The organism is Enterobacter cloacae complex sp. GYL001 (assembly GCF_049237125.1).
In the GTDB taxonomy this organism is placed as follows: domain Bacteria; phylum Pseudomonadota; class Gammaproteobacteria; order Enterobacterales; family Enterobacteriaceae; genus Enterobacter; species Enterobacter hormaechei_C.
In genome coordinates this window covers 275194-301459 of the sequence record NZ_JBMKGW010000002.1, presented here as the reverse complement: position 1 = coordinate 301459, position 26266 = coordinate 275194, and the positions used below count along the sequence as shown (strand labels likewise).

Here is a 26266-nt window from a genome sequence, read left to right as displayed (position 1 = left end):
TTAACTGGTTGGATATCAAGGATAATTTATGAAAAAACCACTCATCGTTTTAACCGTTACGTTGATGCTAGCCGGTTGTTCCACGTTGAAAACCGATCAGGCTATTCCACTCCTACAGGCGGAGACCGCTAAAATGCTGGGACTGGGCTCATCGGATGAAATAACCGTATCCAACGTTAATGGCGCCCAGCCGGACGCACTGGGAGGACAAAAACTCTCTTATCGCGCCACGACAGAAAAAGGGCGTATTTTCGATTGTTCATCGATGATGATGCCGGGAATTTTAGGATCTGCACCGACGCTGAGCGCGCCAACCTGTACACCAGTTGTCACACATAAATAATTAGCACCGCATTAAAAGGCGTACTGAAATAACGCCTTTTACGTTATCTGACGTATCTGAGTTTTCATATAAAAACGATGTTCCTGACATCATGCTAATGAGTACGGAGATAGCCCGTGAATAACTCTACATCACATTCTTTAGCGGTTAAGACACCGCTTTCCAGACTTTACCTCGCTCTATTTTCCGCGCCGCTGTTACTTTTTTTACCTGCCGATGTCGCGCGTGCAGCCGATGCCTTTTTTGATGGCGAGTCGCGTATTACCGAAACGCTGGGTTACACCGGAGATGTTTATGTTGGACGTAACCAACGCGGAAACCTGCTGATCGATAATGGCAAAATCACCGCCTATAACATCAATATCGGTCGGCTGTTCGACGGCAAAATTTATGAAAGCGTGGTCACGGTCCGTGGGCCAGACGCTGAGCTTAACGCGGTGAACGATCGGTACGTCCTTCGCGGCGACCTGAATCTTGGCCTCGGCACCCTGCGAGTCGAAGAGGGCGCGCTGGCGAGCGCAAAGGAGATCGTTGTCGGCACCACCCGCGGCTACGACAGCCACCTAATCGCCACGGGTGCCGGCTCTCGTGTGACCAGTAATTTTCTCAGTGTAGGCACCGATCTGGGCGCACGCTCCACGCTTGCGATTGAAGACGGCGCGTCGCTCAGCACCGCTTACGATGCGCGCATCGGCAACGGTACCGGGCCGGGTGAAACCGACACGCTGAGCCCGAAAGCCACCGTCACGGGGAGCGGGTCACAGTGGAACGTTGGCCGTACGTTGACGCTATATGGCGACCTGGATGTGCTGAACGGCGGAACGGTTAACGTTGGCGGCGTGCAGGTGGCGGGCGTCTCCGGCGCAGGGAAAACTGCCGAACTGGTTATTGCAGGCAAGGACTCGCGCTTTACCAGCGGCAGCAGCGTGAGCGTGGGCGATTACGGCAATGGCGTGCTGTCTGTGATTGACGGCGGTTCATTTTCCGCTGGCAGCAATGCGCTGATCGTGGGGACATCGGGTTCCGGCTCGAACCGGGGTGCGCTCATCATCGGCAGCCGCGGCAATATGGACACCGGCACGGGTTTAACTGAGCCAACGCCAGGCACGGCGGGCGGCGCAGGTACCCTCGATGCGAAGACGGCAATCAGCCTTCGTGGCGGACTGTTCGGCAGCTATGTCTACTTCAACCATACCGACGGAAATTACCTCTTCAGCAACACGATGAGCGGTGAAGGTGATGTGATCAACACCTCCGGGCAGACGACGCTGAACGGCGATCTTTCCGCACTCAAGGCGAACGTAACCGCGCGGGGCGGTAAAGTCATCATTGCCAGCAATATTAATACCCAGCCAGAAGACGATATCTTTGACGTCCAGACCCTTAGCGCGGAGAACGGCGGCACGTTGATCCTCAACGCGACGGCGGGTTCAGACGTCAGCAACGGGGTGGGTTATAGCAGCGCCGCGTCAATCAAGTCCGGCGGCACGCTGGGCGGCAACGGGACGCTGGGCCAGACCGAGATCCTGTCCGGCGGACATATCTCGCCCGGCGACGGCAATATCGGTACGTTGACGCTGAAACGCTATCTGAACTTTATCGGCGAATCCTTCTATGACGTGGATATCGCAGGAGATGGCCGTAGCGACCAGCTACTGGTATCGGGCAAAACTACCATCAGCAATCAGGCTAAGGTACAGATCACCGCGCTGGATCCGCAAACCAGCTATAAAACGGGCCAAAGCTACCGCATTTTGACCTCCGACGGGGGAATCGACGGTGAGTTCGCCGGAGCGATCTCCAAATCCGCATTCCTCGACGTGGCGCTTAAGCAAAGCACCAACGCCGTCGATCTGACCATCGCGCAGAAAGAGACCAGTGGCGAGAATCCTGGAGGTGAAAACCCCGGTGGCGAAAACCCCGGAGGCGAAAACCCTGGCGGTGAAAACCCCGGAGGCGAAAATCCTGGTGGTGAAAACCCGGGCGGTGAGAATCCTGGCGGTGAAAACCCGGGCAGCGGCAAGCCGGGCATTTTCCAGACCGTGGCCCAAAGCAGCAACCAGTGGAATACCGCAGGCGCGCTCTCCACGCTGACGCAAAGCGGCCCGTCGCTGGCGCTGTATAACTCGCTGCTTCTGCTGAGCGCACCGGAAGCGCGCGAGGCGTTCAACCAGCTTTCTGGTGAAGTTTATCCGTCAATGCAGTCCAACCTGATCGCTGGCAGCACGCAGGTGTTTAACGTGTTAAACCAGCGGATGCAGCGCGCGTTTGATAACGACAGCCTGCCGATACCACCGTTAGCCATGTCGCTGGTGCAGCAGCCGGAGCCGCAAAACAATGGCGTCTGGGGCCAGACCTTCAGCTCCTGGAGCCGAAACAGCGGCGACGGTAACGTGGGCAAGCTGGACGGCAACACCACCGGCTTCCTGCTGGGGGCAGATCGCAAACTGGCGGACCATAACGTGCGTGTCGGCGGCTACTTCGGCTACAGCCGGGGTGATTATGACGTCGACAGCCGTCGCTCCTCAACGGATACCGACAACTATCACCTTGGTCTGTATGCGGCGGGTCAACAGGATGCGTTCTCCCTTCGCGGCGCGCTGGGTTACACCTGGCACAAGATCGAAGGCGAGCGCAATGTTGATTTCAGCGGCTTCTCGGATCGGCTGAAGTCAGATTACGACGCGAACTCCCTGCTGGCGTTCACCGAAGCGGGCTACCGTTTCGGCCAGCCAGACAGGAATATTGAGCCGTTCGTCAATTTATCGTACATCCGGCTGCATACCGACAGCTTCAGGGAAGACGGCGGTGCCGCTGCGCTGAGCGTCCGTAACGAAACGATGAACACCTTCTATACGACACTCGGGTTGCGCGGTGTGACCGAGTTGCCGAAGCACGTTAACCTCTACGGTTCGTTGGGCTGGCAGCACGCCTATGGCGATAAGAATACCTCTTCGCGCATGGCGTTTGCGGGCAGCGACGCGTTCATTACTCAGGGACAGGCCGTGGATGAGGATGTGATGGTCGGTGATATCGGCGTGAGCGTACAGCTGTCGCGTGCTGCGACGCTGGATGTGGGTTACCAGGGACAATATGGTGCGGATACCCGCGTCAACTCTGTTAACGCCAATCTGCGCTGGTCATTCTGAATTATTTCCATTAAAAGAACCCGCCCTCGTGGCGGGTTTCTGCTTTTGGCTTCTGACAAAGCTAGGGATCGTTCCCAACCACGTCCAGCAGTTTGTTTTTAAAGATAAACAAACACGCCTCGTTGAAGTTCCCTGCCCCTAACCGCTCCGACAGCACCGTTCGCTTGCGATAGAGGCTTTTAACCGACATATTCAGCTTATCTGCAATCTCTTCCATTGACCTCCCTGCCTTCAGCAACCTGATCATTATCGCTTCGTGTCGACTCAGCCGTAAGTTAAGCAGCCATTTGGTTGTCAGACGCCTGCCTTTCATATCAAGCACCAGATTGAATAACGACGCCATATCCGGAGCCGTAAGCGACGTGTTCATAAACAGCTTCATACGGAGAAGATCCTCCTCTCGAGGACGCATATCCAGCATAACGCAGCAGATCGTTTTTCTCGTTCTGGCCGGATGGCGTATCAGGTAATCATATAAACGGAGCGGCGTACGGCTATCAATCAGTACAGTATATTCATTTGCGTCGGTATCAAATATGTTTCTGTCTATCGAACTGAGGCAAATTATATCCGGGAAAAATAGCCGCATCCCCCTGACAAGGAAACAATCCTGAGTCACTAACACTATTGAAGTCGCCACTAACCATCCCTTTTAGATTAAAGCAAGCCCGCCTCTTAAGAAACAAGAACGCTTTCGTTTATAGCGTTTTACATTAACGGCAAATGTTTTCTGGCTTTGATCATCCCTCAATATGACATTGGTGAGCTAGACTTTTTGTAGACTATCACTCAATGCCTGGCGTTAATTATAAATAAAAAAGAATTTCAGAAAAGTCACTTCTCTGAACATTAAGAATTTTTGTCATGAAACTTCCCAAACATGCACCAGAAAGTACTTTAATTAACTCAGCAGAACTTCATTTCTAATATAAAAAAACAGGAAGAAGCAAAAGAAAAAACATTTAACATCAATCAGTTAAAAAGAACAATCCTGCACTGAATTATCTAAAAAACTTACTTCTTCCAGAATTATCTCAAAACCTCCCAGCCGCTTTTCAACTTATTTATCCCCCAACATATCGGGTGTACATTAAGCCCAATCAGACCACTGAGATGAGGGCTCATAATTACCTTTAAGTAAGTACCCCATAACGTAGCATCATTCAGATTTAATGTTCTCCTTTATGCCCTTTAACACAGAGTTAAAAGGCGGCCGTGTTATGCAATGGATTCACGATAAACAAATGGCAAATAGATATGGAAAGATCGCTTAGCTTCACTACGTTATTCTTTTATCGCACCACAATATTATTGCTCCTGCTTTTACTCTTTCCTGTTCTGGTTCAGGCTGATGAATCCGTTTATGAGCATCAGATACAACAGGCACGTAACGGTAATTACGCTCTGTTTCTTGATTACCTACAGCGCTATGAGCAACAGCATGCTTTAACACCCGGACAGGTTGCGGACTGGTTACAGGTAGCCTCCTGGGCAGGACGCGATGATGAGGTTATCCGGGTCTGGCAGCGTTATGGTATTTATATGCCGCTGCCCGCTCGCGCCATCGCTGCTGTCGCCCAGTCCAGAAGAAACCAAAAAGCCTGGCCATCCGCCTTTTCGCTGTGGAAAGAGGCGCTCAGCCTTGCGCCAGATAACGACGATTACCGCATCGGCTATGTTAAGACCCTGGCCGATGCCCGCAGAGATCGCCTCGCGCTTTCGGAAGCCCGGCGGCTGGTTAAGGACGATCCTTCTCCCGCGCACCTTGAGACGCTCTCCTATGTCTGGATGCGCCAGGGAAAAAACGGGGACCGGCTGCTGGCGGACATGCGTGCACTGAACGCCGCTCCCGGGAATAATGCCCTTCTTCGCGAGACGATCGATGCGTTAACGGAAAACCGGGTAAGCACGCCTGCACTCTGGCTGTCGCAAAGCGCGGCGATGTCTCCCGCGGAGCGCCGCCGCCTTGAGCGTAACGCCGCGGCTGAAAGGGTACGCCTGGCGGACGTGCCTGGCAGAACGGAGAAAGAGCGCCTGCGGCTGGCACAAAACGCGTTAGATCGCTATCACGCCCTGCTTTCCCGCTGGCAAAACGAACCGCAGGCGGCTGAAGACGTCATCCTTGCTCGTATCGATCGGCTTGGCGCCCTGTATGCGAAGGGTGATTACCGGCAGGTCATTAGCGAATACGAGTCGCTGACGGCCGCACAGCATCCGGTACCGGACTGGGCCATCGGCTGGGTGATCTCTGCATATTTGCAGGAGAAAAACACCGTCGCCGCCTTCTCGCTTGTGCAACGCTATCCACACTACGCCTCCGATCCGCAGGATGAGGTGCATGCGCTTTTCTACGCCTGGCTGGATACGGGGCAGTATCAGACCGCCCGCCGCTACGTTGAGCGCGAGACCCGCAGCGTTCCCTGGACCCGCTACGATTTCGGATCCCCGACCGCTCAGCCGAACGATCGGTGGCTCACCGGACAGTCTCTCAAACTTAACTATTTGCTGGCGACCAACGCCCTGCCGGAGGCCGAAAAGCTGTCGTATCGTCTGGCATCAACGGCGCCGGGAAATCAGGGGTTACAGATTGATTATGCCGCCCTGCTTCAGGCCAGAGGCCTGCCGCGCGCGGCCGAGCAAAAGCTTAAACGAGCAGAGGCGCTTGAACCCGCGAATCTGGAGCTTGAAAAACAGCAGGCTTACGTCGCAATGGACCTTCAGGAGTGGCGCCAGATGGATTTACTGGCTGATGACGTAATTGCTCGCGCCCCCGCCGATCGCAGCGCCCGTCGCCTGGACAGACTCAGAGCGGTCCACCATATGTCTGAGCTGCGTCTGAACGCGGGTAAAGGATTGCACTCAGATAACCCCGTCAGCGGTAGCCACGACATGAACTGGGACGCCACGCTCTATGGCCCGCCCGTGGCGGATAACTGGCGGCTGTTTGCCGGCGCCCGCTATGCCCAGGGGAATTTCGACGAAGGTAAAGGCATCAGCCGCCACCTGCTGGGCGGCGTTGAGTGGCGCCCCCGTGACCTCACGCTCGAAGCCGAGCTCTCCAGCAACCGCTATCACGGTACAAACAGGCCGGGCGCACGGCTCTCAACAACCTACAGCCTGAGTGATAACTGGCAGGTCAGCGGTAATCTCGAACGCTTGTCACGCGCCACACCCTTACGGGCATTACGCAATGGGATCAGCGCCAACCGGGGTGAAGGTGGGGTGCGCTGGTATCAAAACGAGCGACGTGAATACCAGTTCAACGCCGCCGTCAGCCGCTTCTCAGACCACAACCGCCGTCAGGAATACACCCTCTCTGGGAAAGAGCGTCTCTGGCAGACCCCGACCCTGACGCTGGATCTCGAACCGGGGATCGCCGCCAGTAAAAACAGCCTGCGGAATACGCTCTATTACAACCCGGCACGGGATCTGTCCGTGACGGCTGCCCTGTCCGTTGACCATGAGATGTACCGCCACTACGACACCCTCTGGAGCCAGCAGTTCGTGGCAGGAGGGGGCAGCTACTGGCAGAAAAATCAGTCCGCGAGTGCCGTTACCCTGCTGGGTTACGGGCAACGCATCCAGTGGAACAACGTTGTCGATACTGGCGTGATGCTGAACTGGGATAAGCGCCCTTACGACGGCAAACGCGAGAGCAATCTCTCCGTCACGTTAGATGCGACTTTACGCTTTTAAGGATGAATATGCTGAACACACGTTTTTCTATAAGCCTGATCGTCATCGGCTGGCTCTGCCTCAGCGCGAGCCTCTGCGCGCAGCCGCTCTCCTTTATGGCCCCTGAAAAGAGGCCGCAGCTGGAGGCCAGCAAACCCTGGCCGGAGAATCAGTTTCTGGTCCTGGCCTACCACGACGTTGAAGATGATGCCGCCGATCAGCGCTACCTCTCCGTTCGCACCAGCGCGTTAAACGAGCAGATAAGCTGGCTTTTGCACAACGGCTATCACGCCATCAGCGTGCAGGACATTCTGGATGCGCATGAAGGGAAAAAAGCGCTGCCGCCGAAAGCCGTTTTGCTCAGCTTTGACGACGGCTACAGCAGCTTTTACACCCGGGTCTGGCCTCTGCTTCAGGCCTGGAACGTTCCTGCGCTGTGGGCGCCGGTGGGCAGTTGGGTGGATACGCCGGCAAATCAAAAAGTTAACTTCGGCGGTCTGATGACGCCCCGCGATCGCTTTGCCACCTGGGATATGGTTCGCGAGCTCAGCCAGTCCCCGCTGATTGAGATTGGCTCGCATACCTGGGCCTCGCATTACGGCATTCCGGCCAACCCGCAGGGAAGCCGTGAACCCGCCATCGCCAGCCGTTTTTTCGATAACGCGACGGGGCATTACGAAACCGATGAACACTTCAACCAGCGGATCGCCGCAGACGTACGCAAAGTCACCGATAAAATCACCCAGGTGACGGGAAAAGCGCCGCGTGCCTGGGTGTGGCCCTATGGGGCTGCCAACGGTACGTCGCTCGCTATCGCCCAGAAACAGGGCTATCAGTTGGCCTTTACCCTGGAAGACGGGCTGGGAAACGTGCGCGACCTCGGCAACATCCCGCGCCTGCTGATCGCTGGAAATCCGTCGATAAAAACCTTTTCCAACACGGTTAGCCGCGTTCAGGAGTTTGACCCGGTGCGCGTCATGCATGTCGATCTCGATTACGTCTACGATCCCGATCCGGCCCAGCAGACGAAAAACATCAACAAACTCGTCCAGCGGGTCTACGACATGAAAATCAGCCATGTGTTTCTCCAGGCGTTTTCGGATCCGCGGGGCGACGGCAGGATCGATGCGCTCTATTTCCCCAACCGTCGGCTCCCGGTCCGGGCCGATCTCTTTAATTTTGTCGCCTGGCAGCTACAAACCCGCGCGGGAGTGAAAGTCTTCGCGTGGATGCCGGTTCTCTCTTTCGATGTCAGTCCAGCCTTGCCGCGCGTGCAGCGCCGGGATCGTCAAACGGGAGAGTTGACCGTGGCCGCCGAGCCCTATATCAGGCTCTCCCCCTGGAGTCCGCAGGTTCGCCAGCAGGTGACGGAGATCTATGAAGATCTGGCCCGCTATGCCAGCTTCAATGGCATCTTATTTCATGACGACGCGGTGCTGACGGACGTTGACGATGCCGGACAGGACACGACCCGACAGAAGAGTCAGCGACTTATCGGCTTTACCCGCACCCTGAGCCAGGCGGTGAAAAACATCCGTGGCCCGCAGATCAAAACCGCGCGGAACATGTTCGCGTTGCCCATTATCGAGCCGGAAAGCGAGGCATGGTTTGCGCAAAATCTCGATGATTTTCTGGCGGCCTACGACTGGACGGTGCCGATGGCAATGCCGCTGATGGAGTCCGTCCCGGCAGAAGAGAGCAATGCCTGGCTGACGCGTTTAGTCAAAGCCGTCGCCGCACGCCCCGGCGCGCTGAATAAAACGATTTTTGAGCTACAGGCCAGGAACTGGGCACAGAAACCGCAGCGTGCCGTAGCCGATGAACGTCTGGTGGAGTGGATGCGGGTGCTCCAGCTGAACGGCATCAAAAATTACGGTTATTACCCCGACGACTTCCTCAACAACCAACCTGATATTTCACGTATCAGACCTGAATTTTCTTCGTACTGGTATCCTGACAATGACTGATCGCATTATCGCCTTCTCTATTTTGTGTCTGGTATTCGGGTTGCCGTTAGGCGTAGCCGCGCTGTTTACCGGCGAACTGATTCTGGACTTTGTCTTTTTCTGGCCGCTTTTTATGTCCGTGCTCTGGGTAACCGGCGGCCTCTATTTCTGGTTTCAGCTTGAACGGCACTGGTCGTGGGATAACGCAACACCCGCCCCCGCCTTAGCCGGTGAGCCGTTAATCTCGATTCTTATTCCCTGCTTCAATGAGGAACGCAACGCACGGGAGACCATTAGCGCCGCGCTGGGTCAGCGGTACTGGAATGTGGAAGTTATCGCCATCAACGACGGTTCTTCTGATAACACGGCGGAGGTACTGCAACAGCTGGCGCGAGAGCAACCGCGCCTGCGGGTGATTAATCTCGCGGAGAACCAGGGGAAAGCCGTGGCGCTCAAGGCCGGCGCTGCGGCGGCCCGGGGCGATTTGCTGGTCTGCATTGACGGCGACGCCCTGCTCGACCGCGACACCGCGGCGTATCTGGTGGCACCGCTGATTCAGTATCCCCACGTTGGGGCCGTCACCGGGAATCCGCGTATTCGCACGCGCTCAACGCTGATTGGCCGCATTCAGGTGGGCGAGTTTTCTTCCATTATTGGCCTTATCAAGCGAACGCAGCGGATCTATGGCCGGGTCTTTACCGTCTCCGGCGTCATCGCCGCCTTTCGCCGACAGGCGCTGGCGGATGTCGGGTACTGGAGCCCGGACATGATCACAGAGGATATCGACATAAGCTGGAAGCTTCAGCTTCGCCACTGGGATATCTTTTTCGAGCCGCGGGCACTGTGCTGGATCCTGATGCCGGAGACGCTAAAGGGGCTGTGGAAACAGCGTCTGCGCTGGGCGCAGGGGGGGGCAGAGGTGTTTCTGGTTAACCTGCGCAAGATGGCCCGCTGGGAGCATCATCGCATGTGGCCCCTGTTTCTTGAGTACGCGCTATCAACGCTGTGGGCGTTTGCCTATGGGGCGACCGTGGTGTTGTTCATTCTCAGCCATATTATCCCTCTTCCCGCGAACCTGGCCGTTGCGAGCCTGTTTCCCCCGGCGTTTACCGGGCTGCTGCTGGGCGTGATGTGCCTGCTGCAATTCCTCGTCAGTTTGTATATCGAGCGGCGCTACGAGCGGAAAGTGGCAGGCTCGCTGTTCTGGGTAATCTGGTTCCCGATGGTGTACTGGATGATTGGCCTGTTTACCACCCTCGTGGCATTTCCGAAAGTCATGCTTAAACGTAAACGCGCCCGCGCGCGCTGGATCAGTCCGGACCGGGGTAAAGGGAGCATCCAATGAACGAGAATACGTTAATTTTGACTGAACATCGGCTGGCACCGCGTCTTTTCGATGCCGCATTAACGCTGATAGCCTGGGGAGGATTCCTGTTTTTCCTTTACGCCAGGCTGTGGATGCAGTTAACCGAGGAGGGCGATCACCGCTGGAGCGTGATTATCGCCTCTTTTAATACGGTGCTGGTCTATCTGCTGATTGCCGCGTTCAACGGCTGGCTGCTGATCCTGTGGTATCAGTACAATCGCCGCCGCGCGCATGTGAGGCGGCGTCATCCGGAAATGTTGCGCCATGACGAGCTTGCCCAAAGTTTTAACGTCACGCCGCAAATTATGTCCGAGATGAGCCAGTACAACCTGCTGACGGTTTACCATGACCAGATTGGCCGGATCATTGATTTGAAGATCAGCGAGCAGCAGGAAGAGGAAGAGCAGTAATGAAACGCCCCCGCAACATGCCCTGCGGGGGCGTTTTTATAACAGGGAGACGTTATTTATCTTTCACCACAATCAGCGGTTCAATATCGCTCTCTTTCTTCACCACCAGCGAGTCATCCCCGCGCAGACAGGTTCCGCCATAGTTCCCGCCCACGGTAAAAGTGCAGACCTGAATGTATCTGCCGTCAACTTTCGGCAGGCACCATAGCTGCTGGTAGATGTTTTTACGGTCGACAAACTTGCCGCTGGACTGGTCCAGCAGTTCGTCCTGGGCGCCGATCAGATCGATATTGCTCCCGCAGCGTCCGGCGATCGGTTTAACGGCATAACCGGTCCGTTTGAGCAGATCGTTGACCTCAAAATCGGTATCCAGCAGGTAACGGTGGTTCGGGAACAGCTGCCACAGCACCGGCAGAATCGCCTTATTACCTGGGATCACCGTCCACAGCGGTTCAAAGACCAGCACTTCCGGGCGCAGCAGGACATCAATCAGGCGCACTTCACCTTGCGGGTGACCGGTGCGGATAGGCACGGCGGCGTACTCGGTTTCGCTCACCTCGCGGATCTGCTCAATCGCCGTTTCCCACGCCCAGGTTTTCCATACGCAGTTGACGTGACGGCCTTCATCATCAATCAGTTGCCCGGCGACATCCCAGCTCAGCGCCCCCAGTCCGTGCAGGATTTTGGTTTCAAACCCGGCCTGGATCAGCGAGCGCTGAATAAAGAGCGCGTGGTAATCCTCTTCGATATCGTTGTCCTGCATGATATGGACAAACGGCCGCGCGTGGCTGTGCTTCCATGCGCCGGTCAGCTCCTCCAGCAGCCCTTCCGCCGGATTGTGGCCGGTGCCGCGATAGCCGTTTTTCACCCACTCTTCAAGAATGAGCCCGCCCTCGGTATGGCAGGAGGCGGAATCCGCGTTGTACTCGTAAACCTTGATGCCGCGTTCATCCATGCAGAAATCCATACGACCGGTGATCATATGGTGACGACGCCACTGCCATGAAAGACGCAGACGCGGCCAGAGAATTTTCGGGATGTCGAAAAGCGCGAGTAAGCTGTCGTCTTTCAGCACCTTGTCGGTGGCATGAAGGTACATCAGATGCAGTTCGTTGGTGGCTTTGATCAGCTCCTGCTCGGCGCTTTCGGTAATGGTAAAGTACTGGCAGGGATCGTTGTTGATAACGTGGCCGTTGGCGCGAACGTACGCCTGTTGCAGGGCGTCGTTTTCATTGAGCCATTTTCCGTCGAACTGACGGTTGTTCTTCAATCGCGCGCCGCTGATTTTCAGCAGTTCACCGTCGATCTCCGGCTGAGGAATACTGTGTTCCGTCTCCTCCGTCTGGATCATCCACCCGAGGATCTCGGTATCGTTAAACGTGTCATGAAGCGTATAGCAACCGTCCTCCACGCTCAGACGAAGCTCGCGCGTCCACTGCTGCCCCATCGGCAGCGGGGAGTGAATAACGTTCTGCTCGGCAATGCGCACTCTGTCATCCAGCAGCTGGGTAATGACGGCGACGTGGCCGGTTTCATGAAACTCACCGCCCTTTTGCCAGATGAGCAGCGCACCGGCCTGCGGCGCGCGTTTTGAGCCATTAGCAAAGGCCTGTAGCGGCAAAATATTGTCATTTACCACCTGGCGCAAAAAACGCAGGGAGAAGATCTCCCACGCCATCCCGACGTCGGTAAAAACAAACCCGTGATTGAGAAACAGGAAACGGCGCGCAAACTCAACGCACTGCCATTTATGGCCCATGTATTCGTTGCCGATATAGCTGCGGAATTCCGCGTCTTCCGGGTAATGACGCGGATCGAGACTGCCGTAATTTGAAGAGTAAATCGCCACGCCACCCGGCGCATAACCTAATAACGTCCCGAAGGGTGCGTCACTGCTTAACGTTCCTTTACGCATGTGTCCAACCTAAAACAGGCAGGCGGCAATTTTTTTGTGGGGTTGTCGTCGTCTGCACGTTGTAATTAACTGACAGAGGTGGCGTTATCATACACCCGCCCTGCCCATTACGCTCGCATCGTTAAACGGTTCCTGCATCTCCTGCTACACTGCCTCAACACAACACCAAAAAGGCAGGCCAACATGTCAGATAACACCTATCAGCCACCGAAAGTGTGGGAATGGAAACAGAATAACGGCGGCGCGTTCGCCAACATCAACCGTCCCGTCTCGGGCGCGACGCATGAGAAAGAGCTACCTGTGGGCGCGCACCCGCTCCAGCTGTACTCTCTCGGTACGCCGAATGGACAGAAAGTTACCATCATGCTGGAAGAGCTGCTGGCGCTGGGCGTGACGGGCGCGGAATACGACGCATGGTTAATCCGCATTGGTGAGGGCGATCAGTTCTCCAGCGGTTTTGTCGACGTGAACCCGAACTCGAAGATCCCGGCCCTGCGTGACCACTCCACCACCCCGCCGACGCGCGTCTTTGAATCCGGCAATATCCTGCTCTACCTGGCCGAGAAATTTGGTCACTTCCTGCCAAAAGATCCGGCAGGACGAACGGAAACCCTGAACTGGCTGTTCTGGTTACAGGGCGCGGCCCCGTTCCTCGGCGGCGGTTTTGGCCACTTCTATAACTACGCACCGGTGAAGATTGAGTACGCTATCGATCGCTTCACCATGGAAGCTAAACGCCTGTTCGACGTGCTGGACAAACAGCTGGCGCGCGGTCGTTACGTAGCGGGTGAGGAATATACCATTGCGGATATGGCAGTCTGGCCATGGTTTGGCTGCGTGGCGCTGGGCAGCGTGTATAACGCCGCCGAGTTCCTGGATGCCGGGAAGTACACCAACGTGCAGCGCTGGGCAAAAGATGTGGCGAATCGTCCAGCTGTTAGACGCGGGCGCATTGTTAACCGTACCAACGGCGAGCTGAACGAGCAGTTACATGAGCGTCATTCAGCAAGCGACTTCGATACCCAGACGGAAGATAAACGTCAGGGTTGATCCATGACCGGGCGGTTCGCCGCCCTTCTTCCGCGATGAGAAAAATGCGTCAGCACGCGTGCGCAAGGAGCCTCGTATGTCAGACCAGACGCTAAAAGCGACCCGACAGCAGAGCCTTATCACCTTGCTGAGTAAAAGCGACTGGCTGACTACCGATGTGCTGGCTGAAAAGCTCTCCGTCAGCAAAGAGACCATCCGCCGGGATCTGAAGTCGTTGCAGCAGCAGGGGAAGCTTCTGCGCCAGCACGGGCGCGCGCGTCTGATTCATCCGGACAGCCGCGACAGCGGTGAACCCTTTGGCGCACGCCTGAAAAGCCATTATGCCGACAAAGCCGATATTGCCCGCCACGCGCTGGGCTGGATCAGCGAAGGGATGACCATCGCCCTCGACGCCAGCTCAACCTGCTTTCATCTGGCGCGCCAGTTGCCGGACATCGACCTCACCGTATTTACCAACAGTCTGCCTATCTGCCACGAGATGGCAAAGCGCGAGCGGATCACGCTTATCTGCTCCGGCGGAACGCTTGAGCGTAAGTATCGCTGCTATGTTAACCCGGCGCTGGTGACGCAGCTAAAAGGGCTGGAGATCGATCTGTTCATCTTCTCGTGTGAAGGGGTCGATGAGCATGGCGTCCTTTGGGATCCGTCCGAGCACAACGCGGGCTTTAAGGCGCTGCTGTTAAACCGCGCCAGCCAGTCGCTGCTGCTGATCGACAAAAGTAAATTTATGCGGGCAAGTGAAGTGAAAATTGGTCAGCTGTCGCAGGTGACACAGATTATTCAGAGCGATAAACGTCAGGCCGCCAGAGACGGCCTGACACGAGAGGTTACGCGGTGAGACGGAATTTCTGCACTGAGCGCTGGAGTTCTTCGGTCTGCCGTTCAAGTGCGGCGGCGGCGGCGGAAACCTGCTCCACCAGCGAGGCGTTCTGCTGGGTCACGCCGTCCATCTGCGTGATGGCAACGCCGACCTGAGAAATACCTTTGCTCTGCTCCTCTGACGCGGTGGCGATCTGCTTCATAATGACGGTCACTTCCGTCACGTCGCGCAGGATCGCTTCCATCGTGGTGCCGGTATCGTTCACCAGCTGCGCCCCATGCTCCACGCGGGCAACGGAATCTGCAATCAGCCCTTCGATCTCTTTTGCCGCATTCGCGCTGCGGCTGGCCAGATTACGCACCTCACCCGCCACGACCGCAAAGCCCCGCCCCTGCTCCCCGGCCCGGGCCGCTTCCACCGCGGCGTTCAGCGCCAGAATGTTGGTCTGGAAGGCGATGCTGTTGATGACGGTAGTGATTTCAGCGATTTTTTTCGAGCTGTCCGAAATGCCGCTCATGGTTGTGACCACATCTTCCACCAGCGAGCCGCCGCGGCTGGCCGTACTGGAGGCGACATCCGCAAGCTGGCTGGCCTGGCGCGCGCTTTCGGCGTTCAGCTTCACCGTTGCGGTTAGCTGCTCCATGCTGGCCGCGGTCTCTTCCAGCGCGGCGGCCTGCTCTTCGGTACGCGAAGAGAGATCGTTATTCCCGCTGGAGATCTCCGTTGCCCCGCGCCAGATATTCTCGCTGCCGGAACGAATCGTGCTGACCGCTTCCCGCAGGCTGTCCTGCATGGCGCTCAGCAGCGGCACCAGTTGCCCCACGCAGTTGCGGCCAAAGGATTCAATCGGCTGGCTGAGATCGCCCTGCGCAATCTGGCGGAACTGCTGACGGATACGATCCAGCGGTTTTACCAGTATCGCCACCAGGTAGCGGTCGGTGAACAGCAGGATCAACAGACCCACGATCGTGGCGGTGATAATCACCGTCCGGGTCATGCTGGTGAGGCCGTCGACCACCACGCGCGTGCTGTCGAGCGCCTTCGACGCGGTGTTGTTAAAGTTCTCAGCCGCTGCCCCGAATGCACGGCTTAGCGGCGGCGTGACGTTGTTGGCATGCTGACGATAGCCTTCGAGCGTCGCCTGCTTCGCCTGCGCCATCTGCGGCGTCACGCCACGATCGAGCAGCGCCTGCCAGGTGGAAATCACCTGCGCAGACACCTTTTCATCCATCGGGCCCGGAGAGATAGCTTTCATCTCTGCCAGCTTTTTACTCATGTTATCCAGCGCCTGCTGAGCAGGAGCCAGGTCCGGCGTGCCGCCCGCCGCTTTAACTTCCATCGCCCGGCTCAGGCGGGTGACGAAACGGAAATACTGATCGTTGCCCTGGCTCAGCACCGTCATTTGCCGGACCAGCTGGCGGTCAACATCATTACCATCAGAAACACGAGACAGAGACCAGGTGCTGTAAAGCCCCACGCCTGCCCACATGACACAAAAGATCCCCAGTATCGTCAGCATGACGAAACGGATGGTGAAATTACGAAGCATCTTCATTGAGTATTCCTTGCCGTGAGGGTGAATTCGCCCAGAGGCGAGTACTACCCTCTTTATCGGCAGATACCGCAGAAAATATACTTTTTTGTTATCGAGTCGGCATAGAATGAAAACGTTGTTTCGAAAATTCACCGACAAGAAAGGAGACATCATGTCCTGGCACCCTTACACCGGCCGATACGAAAACATGCAGTACCGATACTGCGGCAAAAGCGGCCTGCGCTTACCGGCACTGTCGCTAGGCCTGTGGCACAGCTTCGGTCACGTTCAGCCGCTCGATTCCCAGCGCGCGCTGCTGCGTAAGGCCTTCGATCTCGGTATTACCCACTTTGACCTTGCCAACAACTACGGCCCCCCACCGGGCAGCGCTGAAGAGAATTTTGGCCGTCTGCTGCGGGAGGATTTTGCCGGGTATCGTGACGAGCTGATCATCTCCACCAAAGCGGGCTACGACATGTGGCCAGGGCCGTATGGTTCGGGCGGTTCACGTAAATACCTGCTCGCCAGCCTCGACCAGAGCCTGAAACGCATGGGTGTGGAGTATGTGGATATTTTCTATTCTCACCGCGTAGACGAAAACACGCCGATGGAAGAGACCGCCGCCGCGCTGGCGCACGCGGTGCAGAGCGGAAAAGCGCTGTACGTCGGCATTTCGTCCTACTCCACGGAACGCACGGCGGTAATGGCCGAATTGCTGCGCGAGTGGAAGATCCCGCTTTTGATCCACCAGCCGTCTTACAACCTGCTTAACCGCTGGGTCGACAAGACCGGCCTGCTGGACGCGCTGGAGAAAAACGGAACGGGCTGTATCGCCTTTACCCCGCTGGCGCAGGGCCTGCTGACCGGAAAATACCTGAACGGTGTTCCGGACGGTTCACGTATGCAGCGCGAAGGGAAAAAAGTGCGCGGCCTGACGGAGAAAATGCTAACGGAAGCCAACCTGAGTAGCCTTCGTCTGCTGAACGAGATGGCGCACGCGCGCGGGCAGACGATGGCGCAGATGGCGCTAAGCTGGCTGTTGAAAGATGAGCGTGTAACGTCGGTGCTGATTGGCGCGAGCCGCCCGGAGCAGCTGGAAGAGAACGTTCAGGCGCTGAATAACCTGCGCTTTAGCGAAGATGAACTGACGCGGATTGACCAGCACGTTGCGGATGGTGAGCTGAATTTGTGGCAGGCGTCGTCGGATAAATAAATAGTGCGGCCTGCTGCCCTCACCCCGGCCCTCTCCCACAGGGAGAGGGAGATTGATATTCCCTCTCCCTGTGGGAGAGGGTTAGGGTGAGGGGCATGGTGAATTTATTTCTTACTGATCTTATCCAGATACCCCATCACAAACGCCGACAGCACAAACGTCAGGTGGATAATCACATACCACATCAGCTTATTATCCGGGACGTTTTTCGCGTCCATAAAGACGCGTAACAGGTGTATAGACGAAATCGCCACAATCGACGCCGCGACTTTATTCTTCAGCGATGAGGCATCCATTTTCCCCAGCCAGTTGAGCTTTTCTTTGTGCTCGGCGATATCAAGCTGAGAGACGAAATTCTCATAACCGGAGAACATCACCATCACCAGTAACCCCCCCACCAGCGTCATATCCACCAGCGACAGCAGAACCAGAATCAAATCGGCTTCTGCCACGGAGAAAATGTTTGGCAGGACGTGAAATATCTCCTGGAAGAACTTGATCGTCAGGGCGACCAACGCCAGGGAGAGACCAAAATAGACGGGTGCGAGCAGCCAGCGAGAGGCATACATTGCGTTTTCAAAGAAGCGTTCCATAAAATCCTGTCTGCAAACGAAACCAGCGCTCAGTATATCTCAACTATACCTCGTTGGGATCCACATCCGGACGCGCATACTCCGGCCAGACCAGCGCGACCAGTTCCGGGTAGGCTTCCAGGCTAAACTCGCGAAAACACTGGCGCAGATTTAATACGTCTAAATCGGAGTACGACACCTTCTCGCCATTCAGACAGCGCTTTTTGATATTGTCGTAATATTTATAAACCGCCGAATTAAGGTCGCTACAACGGCGCTGCGCGTCGAACAGGCCGGGCGTATCATTAATTTCAGCCATTTTCATTCGCTTAATTGTCGCATGGAGAAAATCGATATATTCGTGATTTACCCGCCAGTACCAGACCGGCGTCACGGCGTTCATCAATACGGAGAAATGATCTTCCCCCTCCTCTTTCGACATCAATTCAGGCTGCGGCGGTTCACTGGCGTCTTTTGACGCTTTCGTTTTATTTAACTCTTGCATCAATAAAAGCACGCCAGCGGTCAGTAATAGTAACGTTATGACCGTAAAGAAAATGCTGTTCATGGGTAGGCTCCATTTTTTTTGATTTTAAAATTGCCTCATGTTATTGTCAACGAATCTCACCCTTTTTCCACCCCCACCTTTTTTGAAATTAAAGGAAATTAAAATGCTGCCCGACAATCTTGTCCCGGCAAAGTACCACATTACGCCTGTGGAACAGCCTTCGACGGAAGCAGATAAAGAGGCGAATTTCACTCAAGGAAAAAGAAAACTCTCCGACTATGAAGCCGACATATTAATTGGTGTTTCACGCACCGGCAAATCCCGTAATATGGTGCTGGAAGAGCACGATCGCCATTTAAAAGAGCGTTTATTTCGCGCCATCAAGATTGAAGCCTTAGTTCATCTGCTGAATGATTTACAGGCCGAAGGGGAAATAGACGCCCAGAGGCTCAGTCAAATAATGACCGAGAAAACGCAGCAAATAAATGAAGCCGGCAATGAAATTTGGCTTAATTTAATTACGCGTGAAAAAAACAATCCCATTTTTTATAACCTGGGGGAAGATTAACGTGAATGATGATAGCGGTAATAACGTTTATTTGACTTTAGATGATAAGAAAAGCGATGAATTTATCTTAAAGCAGAATCTCGACACCCTGAAAAAGATAAAAAATGACGAGATGACGCGAATTACGCAGGATTTGGTTTCGATTCCGGCCACGCTGGTGCGCCTGAAATGGCAGAATCGTCGGGAGATTTACGCCTTGCAGGCCAAGGAGGAGATTTACGGCGCGGTGATGAACGCCATTATTGAACAGCGCCCTGAGCTTAAAGAGAAGATCCTCGGGCGACTGGAGGCGAACTATCAGTACCTGCTGGCACGCGAGACAGCCACCCTGCGCCTGACCCGTAAACTCTCGGAAGGTCATTACCGAACTTCAAACGTGACCTGTGTAGCGCTTGATGAAGAGGCGCCGGCGCCTTCAGTGTGAGTCAACAATGATTGTTGCGGAATGCAGGCCGGGTAAGGCGACGCCGCCACCCGGCAGGGAAGGCTGCAAAAGCCTTCGTTTTACTTCGCGGCCGCTTTCTCTTCGCCGACCAGACCAATCTTCAGGTATCCCGCCTGATGCAGCGTGTCCATTACCTTCATCATGGTTTCATAATCGACGGTTTTATCCGCGCGGAAGAAGACGGTGGTGTCTTTCTTGCCGCCGGTCAGCTGGTCCAGCGCCGGAATAACCGAGGCATCCGTTACCGGATCGTTGCCCAGGAACATGGACTTATCGGCCTTCACGGACAGGTAAATAGGCTTTTCCGGACGCGGCTGCGGCTGGCTGGAGGACGCAGGCAGATTCACCTTCACGTCCACCGTCGCCAGCGGTGCGGCAACCATAAAGATAATCAGCAGAACCAGCATGACGTCGATAAACGGCGTCACGTTGATCTCATGCATTTCACCGTTATCGTCCAGATTTTCATTAAGACGCATTGCCATACAATCAACCTACGCGCAGTTTGGACGCCGCATGTACCGGTTTAACGGCGCTGGCGTTCAGGTCCAGATCGCGGCTTTGCAGCAGCAGAACCTGCGCGGCAACGTCACCCAGTGTGGCTTTGTAACTGCCAATCATGCGCGCGAAGATGTTATAGATAACAACCGCCGGGATAGCGGCAACCAGACCGATAGCCGTGGCCAGCAGCGCTTCTGCGATACCCGGCGCGACGACCGCAAGGTTAGTGGTCTGCGTCTGGGCGATACCGATAAAGCTGTTCATGATGCCCCAGACGGTACCGAACAGGCCGACGAACGGAGAGATGGCGCCGATAGTCGCCAGGTAGCCGTTACCGCGGCCCATATGACGACCCACGGCCGCAACGCGACGCTCCAGACGGAAGCCGGTACGCTCTTTAATGCCTTCGTTATCTTCACTGCCTGCGGAGAGTTCCAGCTCGTTCTGCGCTTCGTTCACTAACAGGGTAGTCAGGCTTTTCGCATGGAAGGATGAGGTGATATCAGAAGCCTGATCCAGAGAGCGGGCTTCCGCCAGCTGCTTCTGCTCACGCTTGAGGCGGCGTTTTTGTGAAAGAAGTTCGGCGCTCTTGCTGAAGAAGATAGCCCAGGTGATCACGGACGCCAGAATCAGGCCGATCATCACAATCTTAACTACGATGTCAGCATGTTGATACATGCCCCAAACGGAGAGATCCGTCTGCATCAAATTATTACCCACTCTGTATCTCCAGGACGCAAATCACAAAATCTGAACGTAATAATATCAAAACGTCGTCGAATTGATAGTAGTTCTCATTAGTATTTACATAGTGCCGTAATTTTCGCTCACTTTCCTTGCGCTTACGCAGTAAAAATTTCTTATGCGAATTTTTGATAATATTTTCTGCTTATTCGATAAGCATCCGGATGCACATTCTGACAATCGTGGTAGTCTGGACGTCCAGACGTATAAAAATAGGGTTAGCGAACATGACTAAAAAGCAGCTTGAGACCACGCTGGTGCAGGCAGGACGCAGTAAGAAATACACGCAGGGCTCGGTCAACAGCGTGATCCAGCGCGCCTCCTCGCTGGTGTTTGATACCGTTGAAGATAAAAAAATCGCTACGCGTAATCGCGCGAAGGGCGGGCTGTTTTACGGTCGTCGTGGCACGTTAACCCATTTCTCGTTGCAGGAAGCCATGTGCGAACTGGAGGGCGGCGCGGGCTGCGCGCTGTTCCCGTGCGGCGCGGCGGCGGTCGCCAATACTATTCTGGCGTTTGTGGAACAGGGTGACCACGTCCTGATGACCAATACCGCCTACGAGCCAAGCCAGGACTTCTGCACCAAAATACTCAGCAAGCTCGGCGTCACCACCAGCTGGTTCGATCCGCTGATTGGGGCCGGTATTGCCGGGCTTATTCAGCCCAACACGCGCGTTGTGTTCCTGGAATCTCCCGGCTCCATCACCATGGAAGTGCATGACGTCCCGGCCATCGTGAAGGCGGTGCGCAGCATAGCGCCGGAAGCGATCATCATGATCGACAACACCTGGGCGGCAGGTGTGCTGTTTAAAGCCCTGGAATTTGACATCGATATCTCCATTCAGGCGGCAACCAAATACCTGATTGGCCATTCCGACGGCATGATCGGTACGGCGGTGTCTAACGCCCGCTGCTGGGATCAATTGCGTGAAAACGCCTACCTGATGGGCCAGATGGTGGATGCCGATACCGCCTACATGACCAGCCGGGGCATCCGTACGCTCGGCGTACGTTTGCGTCAGCATCACGAAAGCAGCCTGCAAATTGCACAGTGGCTGGCGCTGCATCCGCAGGTGGAGCGCGTTAACCATCCGGCGCTGCCGGGCAGCAAGGGCCACGAATACTGGCAACGTGACTTTACGGGCAGCAGCGGGTTGTTCTCATTTGTTCTTAAAAAGCGCCTGAATGACGCCGAACTGGCAAGCTATCTGGATAACTTTACCCTCTTCAGCATGGCCTATTCATGGGGTGGGTTTGAATCGCTGATCCTGCCCAACCAGCCGGAGCAGATTGCGGCCCTGCGCCCGGGCGGCGAGGTGGACTTCGAGGGGACCTTAATCCGCCTGCATATCGGGCTGGAAAATGTGGACGATTTAATTGCGGATTTATCGGCAGGATTTGAGCGCATCGTGTAAAGTGCTGGCTGAAATGTACTCCCCGGACGCTATTCTGAACACCGCAAGCAGAAAAGTCTGTATGAGATGCGCCTGCGATCAACCCCGACAGGCAAAATTGGGAGTACAATAGCGTTATATCTGCTGTTCCACAGGAAAGTCCATGGCTGTTATTCAAAATATCATCACGGCGCTCTGGCAACACGATTTTGCCGCGCTGGCGGACCCGCATGTCGTCGGGATTGTCTATTTCGTGATGTTCGCGACGCTGTTTCTGGAAAATGGATTACTGCCAGCCTCATTTTTACCCGGTGACAGCCTGCTCCTGCTCGCAGGGGCGTTAATCGGCAAGGGCGTGATGGACTTCGCACCGACAATGGTGATCCTCACCTCTGCGGCCAGTCTCGGCTGTTGGCTGAGCTACCTGCAAGGGCGCTGGCTTGGAAACACTCGCGTGGTGAAAGGCTGGCTGGCGCAGCTGCCGCATAAATATCACCAGCGCGCGACCTGCATGTTTGACCGTCACGGCCTGCTGGCGTTACTTGCCGGGCGTTTTCTGGCGTTTGTTCGTACCCTGTTGCCTACCATGGCGGGTATTTCAGGCCTCTCTAACCGCCGCTTCCAGTTCTTCAACTGGCTGAGCGCCCTGCTCTGGGTGGGCGTGGTCACCACGCTCGGCTACGCGCTGAATATGATCCCCTTTGTTAAGCACCATGAAGACCAGGTGATGACTTTCCTGATGATCCTGCCGATTTTCCTGCTGGTTGCAGGGCTGGTGGGTACCATTGCGGTGGTGATTAAGAAAAAGTATTGCAGCGCATAAACAAAAGCCGGGTGACGCTACCGCTTACCCGGCCTCCGTTTCCCCTCAGGCTCCCTGCATGGTTCTTATACGTGACGCATCTTCCCCCGGCGTGACGCCGAAGTAGCGCTTAAACTCCCGACTAAACTGCGACGCGCTTTCATACCCGACCCGCATCGCCGCGGCGCTGGCCTTCATGCCATCGTGGATCATCAGCATCCGCGCCTTATGCAGACGGTAGGTTTTGAGGTACTGCAACGGCGACGTGCTGGTGACGGATTTAAAGTTATGGTGAAACGCCGAGACGCTCATATTGGCTTCCGCCGCCAGCTGGTCAACGCTGAGGTTTTCCGTGTACTGGCTCTCGATGCGCTTCAGCACGCGGCTAATCAGGCTGAAGTGCGTTTGCCGGCTTACCAGCGCCAGCAGCGCCCCGCCGCCCGGTCCCAGCAGCACATGGTAAAGAATTTCGCGGATAATCTGCTTTCCGAGAATACGCGCATCCAGCGGCCTTTCCATCACGTCTAACAGGCGTTCAATCGCGCAGAGAATTTCCTCCGACAGGGTCGCGGAGTTGATACCGCTTGCCGCCATTGACGGCCGGAAAAGTTCGTCCTCCCCAATCTCCATCAGCAGCTCCTGCAACTGGAGGATGTCGACGTTGACGCGGATCCCGGCCAGCGGTACCTCCTCTGTCGCGAAAGTTTCACATTCGAAGGGTAAAGGTACTGTCAGAAGCAGATATTCATTGGTGTCGTAACGGAACACGCGCTCATTGATATAGCCAATCTTATGGCCAGAAAAGAGAAACACGATGCCGGGCTGATACATCACCGGGGTGCGCGTCCCGGGCTGGGTACCGTACAGCAATCGGATATCCGGCAGCAGCTCAGCCGAATCATTTCCGTTATCTATCAGTCTTTTAATCTGCGACGTTAGCTGGCGGCAGATGGCATCACGGTTCATTTTCAGTTACTCCGGGTACGGTTTCCGACGCTGACAGTGTGCGCATTTTCTTCCCGTTTCTCCAGCGCGCTGTAGAAATGGGCAAGACATCGGCAGGAATGTGCATTGAGAGGATAGCGCCTGCCCGCCACAATGAGCAGCATCAGGTTGCCTTCTGCGCCACCACGATTTTTTACCCACTACAGGGAACAAGCCATGAACAACTTTAATCTTCATACCCCAACCCGCATTCTGTTTGGTAAAAACGCTATCGCTGACCTGCGCGCGCAAATCCCGACGGACGCCCGCGTCCTGATTACCTACGGCGGCGGCAGCGTGAAAAAAACCGGCGTACTGGATCAGGTGTACAGCGCTCTGGAAGGTCTGGACGTGCGCGAGTTCGGCGGTATCGAGCCTAACCCGTCTTATGAAACGCTGATGAACGCGGTAAAAATCGCCCGTGAGGAGCAAATTACCTTCCTGCTGGCGGTGGGCGGCGGTTCCGTGCTGGACGGCACCAAATTCATCGCGGCGGCGGCCCATTACGCTGACGACATCGACCCGTGGCATATTCTGGAAACGGGCGGCAGCGACATCAGCAGTGCGATCCCGATGGGCTCCGTGCTGACGCTGCCGGCCACCGGATCAGAGTCCAACAAAGGCGCGGTCATCTCTCGTAAAACCACCGGTGACAAGCAGGCCTTTATGAACGAACACGTTCAGCCCGTGTTCGCGATCCTCGATCCGGTTTACACCTATACCCTGCCTGCGCGTCAGGTGGCGAACGGCGTGGTCGACGCCTTTGTTCACACCGTTGAGCAGTACGTTACTTACCCGGTAAACGCCAAAATTCAGGATCGTTTCGCGGAAGGCATTCTGCTGACGCTGATTGAAGAAGGTCCAAAAGCGCTGAAAGAGCCTGAAAATTACGACGTGCGTGCCAACGTGATGTGGGCTGCCACCCAGGCGCTGAACGGCCTGATCGGCGCAGGCGTGCCGCAGGACTGGGCTACCCATATGCTCGGCCACGAGCTGACGGCGATGCACGGCCTGGATCACGCCCAGACGCTGGCGGTGGTTCTGCCTGCGCTGTGGAACGAAAAACGTGACGCTAAACGCGCCAAACTGCTCCAGTACGCCGAACGCGTGTGGAACATCACCGACGGTTCCGACGATGCGCGTATCGATGCCGCGATTGAAGCCACCCGTCACTTCTTTGAAAGCCTGGGCGTGCCAACGCGTCTCTCTGGCTACGGCCTGGACGGCAGTTCCATCCCTGCCCTGCTGGCGAAACTGGAAGCACACGGTATGACGCAGATCGGCGAGCATGGCGACATCACCCTGGACGTCAGCCGTCGTATTTACGAAGCGGCACGCTAAGCGTTTTTAGGATCCTGACTTTCGTTTTTTGACATTTCGTCCAGACTTAATGCACATCACATCGTCGGAGGTTCCCTCCGGCGATGAGCACCTGAAGGAGGAAAAATGGCAAACCAAACCGTAATCAAGCTACAGGACGGCAACGTGATGCCCCAGCTGGGGCTAGGTGTATGGAAAGCCGGTAACGACGAGGTCGTCTCCGCCATTCATAAAGCCCTGGAAGTCGGCTATCGGTCCATCGATACCGCCGCCGCCTATAAAAACGAGGACGGCGTGGGAAAAGCGCTTGCCAGCGCCGGCGTTCCCCGGGATGAGCTTTTCATCACCACCAAGCTGTGGAACGACGATCAAAAGCGTCCCCGCGAAGCGTTGCAGGAGAGTCTGGAGAAACTCCAGCTCGATTTCGTCGATCTTTATCTCATGCACTGGCCGGTACCGGCTATCGACCATTACGTTGATGCCTGGAAAGGGATGATTGAACTGCAAAAAGAGGGGCTGATAAAAAGCATCGGCGTCTGTAATTTCCAGGTTCATCATCTGCAACGCCTGATTGATGAAACGGGCGTCGCGCCGGTGATTAACCAGATTGAGCTGCACCCGCTGATGCAGCAGCGCCAGCTTCATTCATGGAACGCCACGCACAAGATCCAGACCGAATCCTGGAGCCCGTTGGCCCAGGGCGGCGAGGGGGTGTTTGACCAGAAAATCATCCGTGAACTGGCGGATAAGTACGGTAAAACCCCGGCGCAGATCGTCATTCGCTGGCATCTGGATAGCGGTCTGGTGGTGATCCCGAAATCGGTCACGCCATCGCGTATCGCCGAGAACTTCGACGTCTGGGATTTCCGCCTGGATAAAGACGAGCTGGGTGAAATTGCGAAGCTGGATCAGGGCAAACGGCTTGGGCCGGACCCGGATCAGTTTGGCGGGTGATCCCCTCATCCTGCCCTCTCCCCGGAGGGGAGAGGGTTAGACCTGTAGGCCCG

23 protein-coding genes are annotated in these 26266 nt (G+C 55.7%); 15 read left to right on the top strand and 8 right to left on the bottom strand.

Features of this window, described 5'->3' with window-relative positions; all coding sequences use genetic code 11:
• Nucleotides 1-28 precede the first annotated feature (28 nt).
• The gene (locus tag ACOTWU_RS05490) at nt 29-343 is read left to right on the top strand and encodes a lipoprotein (protein ID WP_017382737.1); all 315 of its coding nucleotides are present in this window, start codon (nt 29-31) and stop codon (nt 341-343) included.
• A 116-nt stretch (nt 344-459) separates the two neighbouring features.
• Nucleotides 460-3492 (top strand): autotransporter outer membrane beta-barrel domain-containing protein, encoded by a 3033-nt coding sequence (locus tag ACOTWU_RS05485; protein ID WP_126498762.1) that lies wholly within the window; start codon nt 460-462, stop codon nt 3490-3492.
• A gap of 61 nt (nt 3493-3553) precedes the next feature.
• On the opposite strand, the gene ACOTWU_RS05480 is transcribed toward ACOTWU_RS05485, so the two are convergent.
• Complete coding sequence (locus ACOTWU_RS05480; RefSeq protein ID WP_096205009.1) at nt 3554-4081, bottom strand: helix-turn-helix transcriptional regulator; 528 nt, start codon at nt 4079-4081, stop codon at nt 3554-3556.
• A gap of 668 nt (nt 4082-4749) precedes the next feature.
• Here ACOTWU_RS05480 and pgaA point away from each other — a divergent pair.
• Genes pgaA through pgaD form a run of 4 tightly spaced genes read left to right on the top strand, consistent with a single transcriptional unit; the run spans nt 4750 to nt 10889 of the window.
• Nucleotides 4750-7188, top strand: a complete 2439-nt coding sequence (gene pgaA, locus ACOTWU_RS05475) for a poly-beta-1,6 N-acetyl-D-glucosamine export porin PgaA (protein ID WP_126498761.1) — start codon at nt 4750-4752, stop codon at nt 7186-7188.
• A gap of 8 nt (nt 7189-7196) precedes the next feature.
• Nucleotides 7197-9134 (top strand): poly-beta-1,6-N-acetyl-D-glucosamine N-deacetylase PgaB, encoded by a 1938-nt coding sequence (pgaB, locus tag ACOTWU_RS05470; RefSeq protein WP_126498760.1) that lies wholly within the window; start codon nt 7197-7199, stop codon nt 9132-9134.
• A complete protein-coding gene (pgaC, locus tag ACOTWU_RS05465) occupies nt 9127-10458 on the top strand; it encodes a poly-beta-1,6-N-acetyl-D-glucosamine synthase (protein ID WP_015571860.1) in 1332 nt (443 codons plus the stop codon). Before pgaB ends, pgaC begins: the two co-directional genes overlap by 8 nt.
• Nucleotides 10455-10889, top strand: a complete 435-nt coding sequence (gene pgaD / locus ACOTWU_RS05460; protein ID WP_015571861.1) for a poly-beta-1,6-N-acetyl-D-glucosamine biosynthesis protein PgaD — start codon at nt 10455-10457, stop codon at nt 10887-10889. The genes pgaC and pgaD overlap by 4 nt, the downstream gene beginning before the upstream one ends.
• A gap of 52 nt (nt 10890-10941) precedes the next feature.
• Here the strand turns inward: pgaD and gss are convergent, their stop codons facing one another.
• A complete protein-coding gene (gene gss / locus ACOTWU_RS05455) occupies nt 10942-12804 on the bottom strand; it encodes a bifunctional glutathionylspermidine amidase/synthase (protein WP_047738268.1) in 1863 nt (620 codons plus the stop codon).
• A 183-nt stretch (nt 12805-12987) separates the two neighbouring features.
• Here gss and yghU point away from each other — a divergent pair, with 183 nt between their 5' ends.
• Together yghU and fucR are read left to right on the top strand one after the other, a co-directional pair.
• Nucleotides 12988-13854, top strand: a complete 867-nt coding sequence (gene yghU, locus ACOTWU_RS05450; RefSeq protein ID WP_069596012.1) for a glutathione-dependent disulfide-bond oxidoreductase — start codon at nt 12988-12990, stop codon at nt 13852-13854.
• Nucleotides 13855-13930: 76 nt separating this feature from the next.
• A complete protein-coding gene (gene fucR, locus ACOTWU_RS05445) occupies nt 13931-14692 on the top strand; it encodes an L-fucose operon activator (protein ID WP_015571863.1) in 762 nt (253 codons plus the stop codon).
• On the opposite strand, the gene ACOTWU_RS05440 is transcribed toward fucR, so the two are convergent.
• Nucleotides 14682-16229, bottom strand: a complete 1548-nt coding sequence (locus ACOTWU_RS05440; RefSeq protein WP_047636453.1) for a methyl-accepting chemotaxis protein — start codon at nt 16227-16229, stop codon at nt 14682-14684. The two genes, fucR and ACOTWU_RS05440, sit on opposite strands and share 11 nt — an antisense overlap.
• A 151-nt stretch (nt 16230-16380) precedes the next feature.
• Here ACOTWU_RS05440 and ACOTWU_RS05435 point away from each other — a divergent pair, with 151 nt between their 5' ends.
• Nucleotides 16381-17421 carry an aldo/keto reductase gene (locus ACOTWU_RS05435; RefSeq protein ID WP_047057475.1) on the top strand — a complete coding sequence of 347 codons (1041 nt, stop codon included), beginning with the start codon at nt 16381-16383 and terminating at the stop codon, nt 17419-17421.
• Nucleotides 17422-17525: 104 nt separating this feature from the next.
• Here ACOTWU_RS05435 and ACOTWU_RS05430 read toward each other — a convergent pair whose 3' ends face one another.
• Together ACOTWU_RS05430 and ACOTWU_RS05425 are read right to left on the bottom strand one after the other, a co-directional pair.
• The gene (locus tag ACOTWU_RS05430; protein ID WP_006811956.1) at nt 17526-18014 is read right to left on the bottom strand and encodes a TIGR00645 family protein; all 489 of its coding nucleotides are present in this window, start codon (nt 18012-18014) and stop codon (nt 17526-17528) included.
• 43 nt (nt 18015-18057) lie between these two features.
• Nucleotides 18058-18561 (bottom strand): ESA_00282 family adhesion-associated protein, encoded by a 504-nt coding sequence (locus ACOTWU_RS05425; protein ID WP_017692670.1) that lies wholly within the window; start codon nt 18559-18561, stop codon nt 18058-18060.
• 103 nt (nt 18562-18664) lie between these two features.
• Between ACOTWU_RS05425 and ACOTWU_RS05420 the strand changes: the two genes are divergently transcribed.
• Both ACOTWU_RS05420 and ACOTWU_RS05415 read left to right on the top strand, forming a co-directional pair.
• Complete coding sequence (locus tag ACOTWU_RS05420) at nt 18665-19069, top strand: hypothetical protein (RefSeq protein ID WP_032655029.1); 405 nt, start codon at nt 18665-18667, stop codon at nt 19067-19069.
• Between the two features lies 1 nt (nt 19070).
• Nucleotides 19071-19493, top strand: a complete 423-nt coding sequence (locus ACOTWU_RS05415; protein WP_096204986.1) for a cytoplasmic protein — start codon at nt 19071-19073, stop codon at nt 19491-19493.
• Between the two features lie 80 nt (nt 19494-19573).
• Here the strand turns inward: ACOTWU_RS05415 and exbD are convergent, their stop codons facing one another.
• Both exbD and exbB read right to left on the bottom strand, forming a co-directional pair.
• Nucleotides 19574-19999, bottom strand: a complete 426-nt coding sequence (gene exbD / locus ACOTWU_RS05410) for a TonB system transport protein ExbD (RefSeq protein ID WP_001251472.1) — start codon at nt 19997-19999, stop codon at nt 19574-19576.
• 4 nt (nt 20000-20003) lie between these two features.
• Nucleotides 20004-20735 carry a tol-pal system-associated acyl-CoA thioesterase gene (gene exbB, locus ACOTWU_RS05405; RefSeq protein WP_003862482.1) on the bottom strand — a complete coding sequence of 244 codons (732 nt, stop codon included), beginning with the start codon at nt 20733-20735 and terminating at the stop codon, nt 20004-20006.
• Between the two features lie 251 nt (nt 20736-20986).
• Here exbB and metC point away from each other — a divergent pair, with 251 nt between their 5' ends.
• Both metC and yghB read left to right on the top strand, forming a co-directional pair.
• Nucleotides 20987-22174, top strand: a complete 1188-nt coding sequence (gene metC / locus ACOTWU_RS05400; protein ID WP_003862484.1) for a cystathionine beta-lyase — start codon at nt 20987-20989, stop codon at nt 22172-22174.
• A gap of 142 nt (nt 22175-22316) precedes the next feature.
• Entirely contained in the window at nt 22317-22976 is a 660-nt protein-coding gene (yghB, locus tag ACOTWU_RS05395; protein WP_006811961.1) for a DedA family general envelope maintenance protein YghB, read from the top strand.
• 45 nt (nt 22977-23021) lie between these two features.
• Here the strand turns inward: yghB and ACOTWU_RS05390 are convergent, their stop codons facing one another.
• Complete coding sequence (locus ACOTWU_RS05390) at nt 23022-23921, bottom strand: AraC family transcriptional regulator (RefSeq protein ID WP_017382749.1); 900 nt, start codon at nt 23919-23921, stop codon at nt 23022-23024.
• Between the two features lie 195 nt (nt 23922-24116).
• On the opposite strand from ACOTWU_RS05390, the gene yqhD reads away from it, so the two are divergent.
• On the top strand, nt 24117-25280 hold the full coding sequence (gene yqhD, locus ACOTWU_RS05385; RefSeq protein WP_017692667.1) for an alcohol dehydrogenase: 1164 nt from the start codon (nt 24117-24119) through the stop codon (nt 25278-25280).
• 105 nt (nt 25281-25385) lie between these two features.
• Complete coding sequence (gene dkgA / locus ACOTWU_RS05380) at nt 25386-26213, top strand: 2,5-didehydrogluconate reductase DkgA (RefSeq protein ID WP_003862493.1); 828 nt, start codon at nt 25386-25388, stop codon at nt 26211-26213.
• Nucleotides 26214-26266 lie beyond the last annotated feature (53 nt).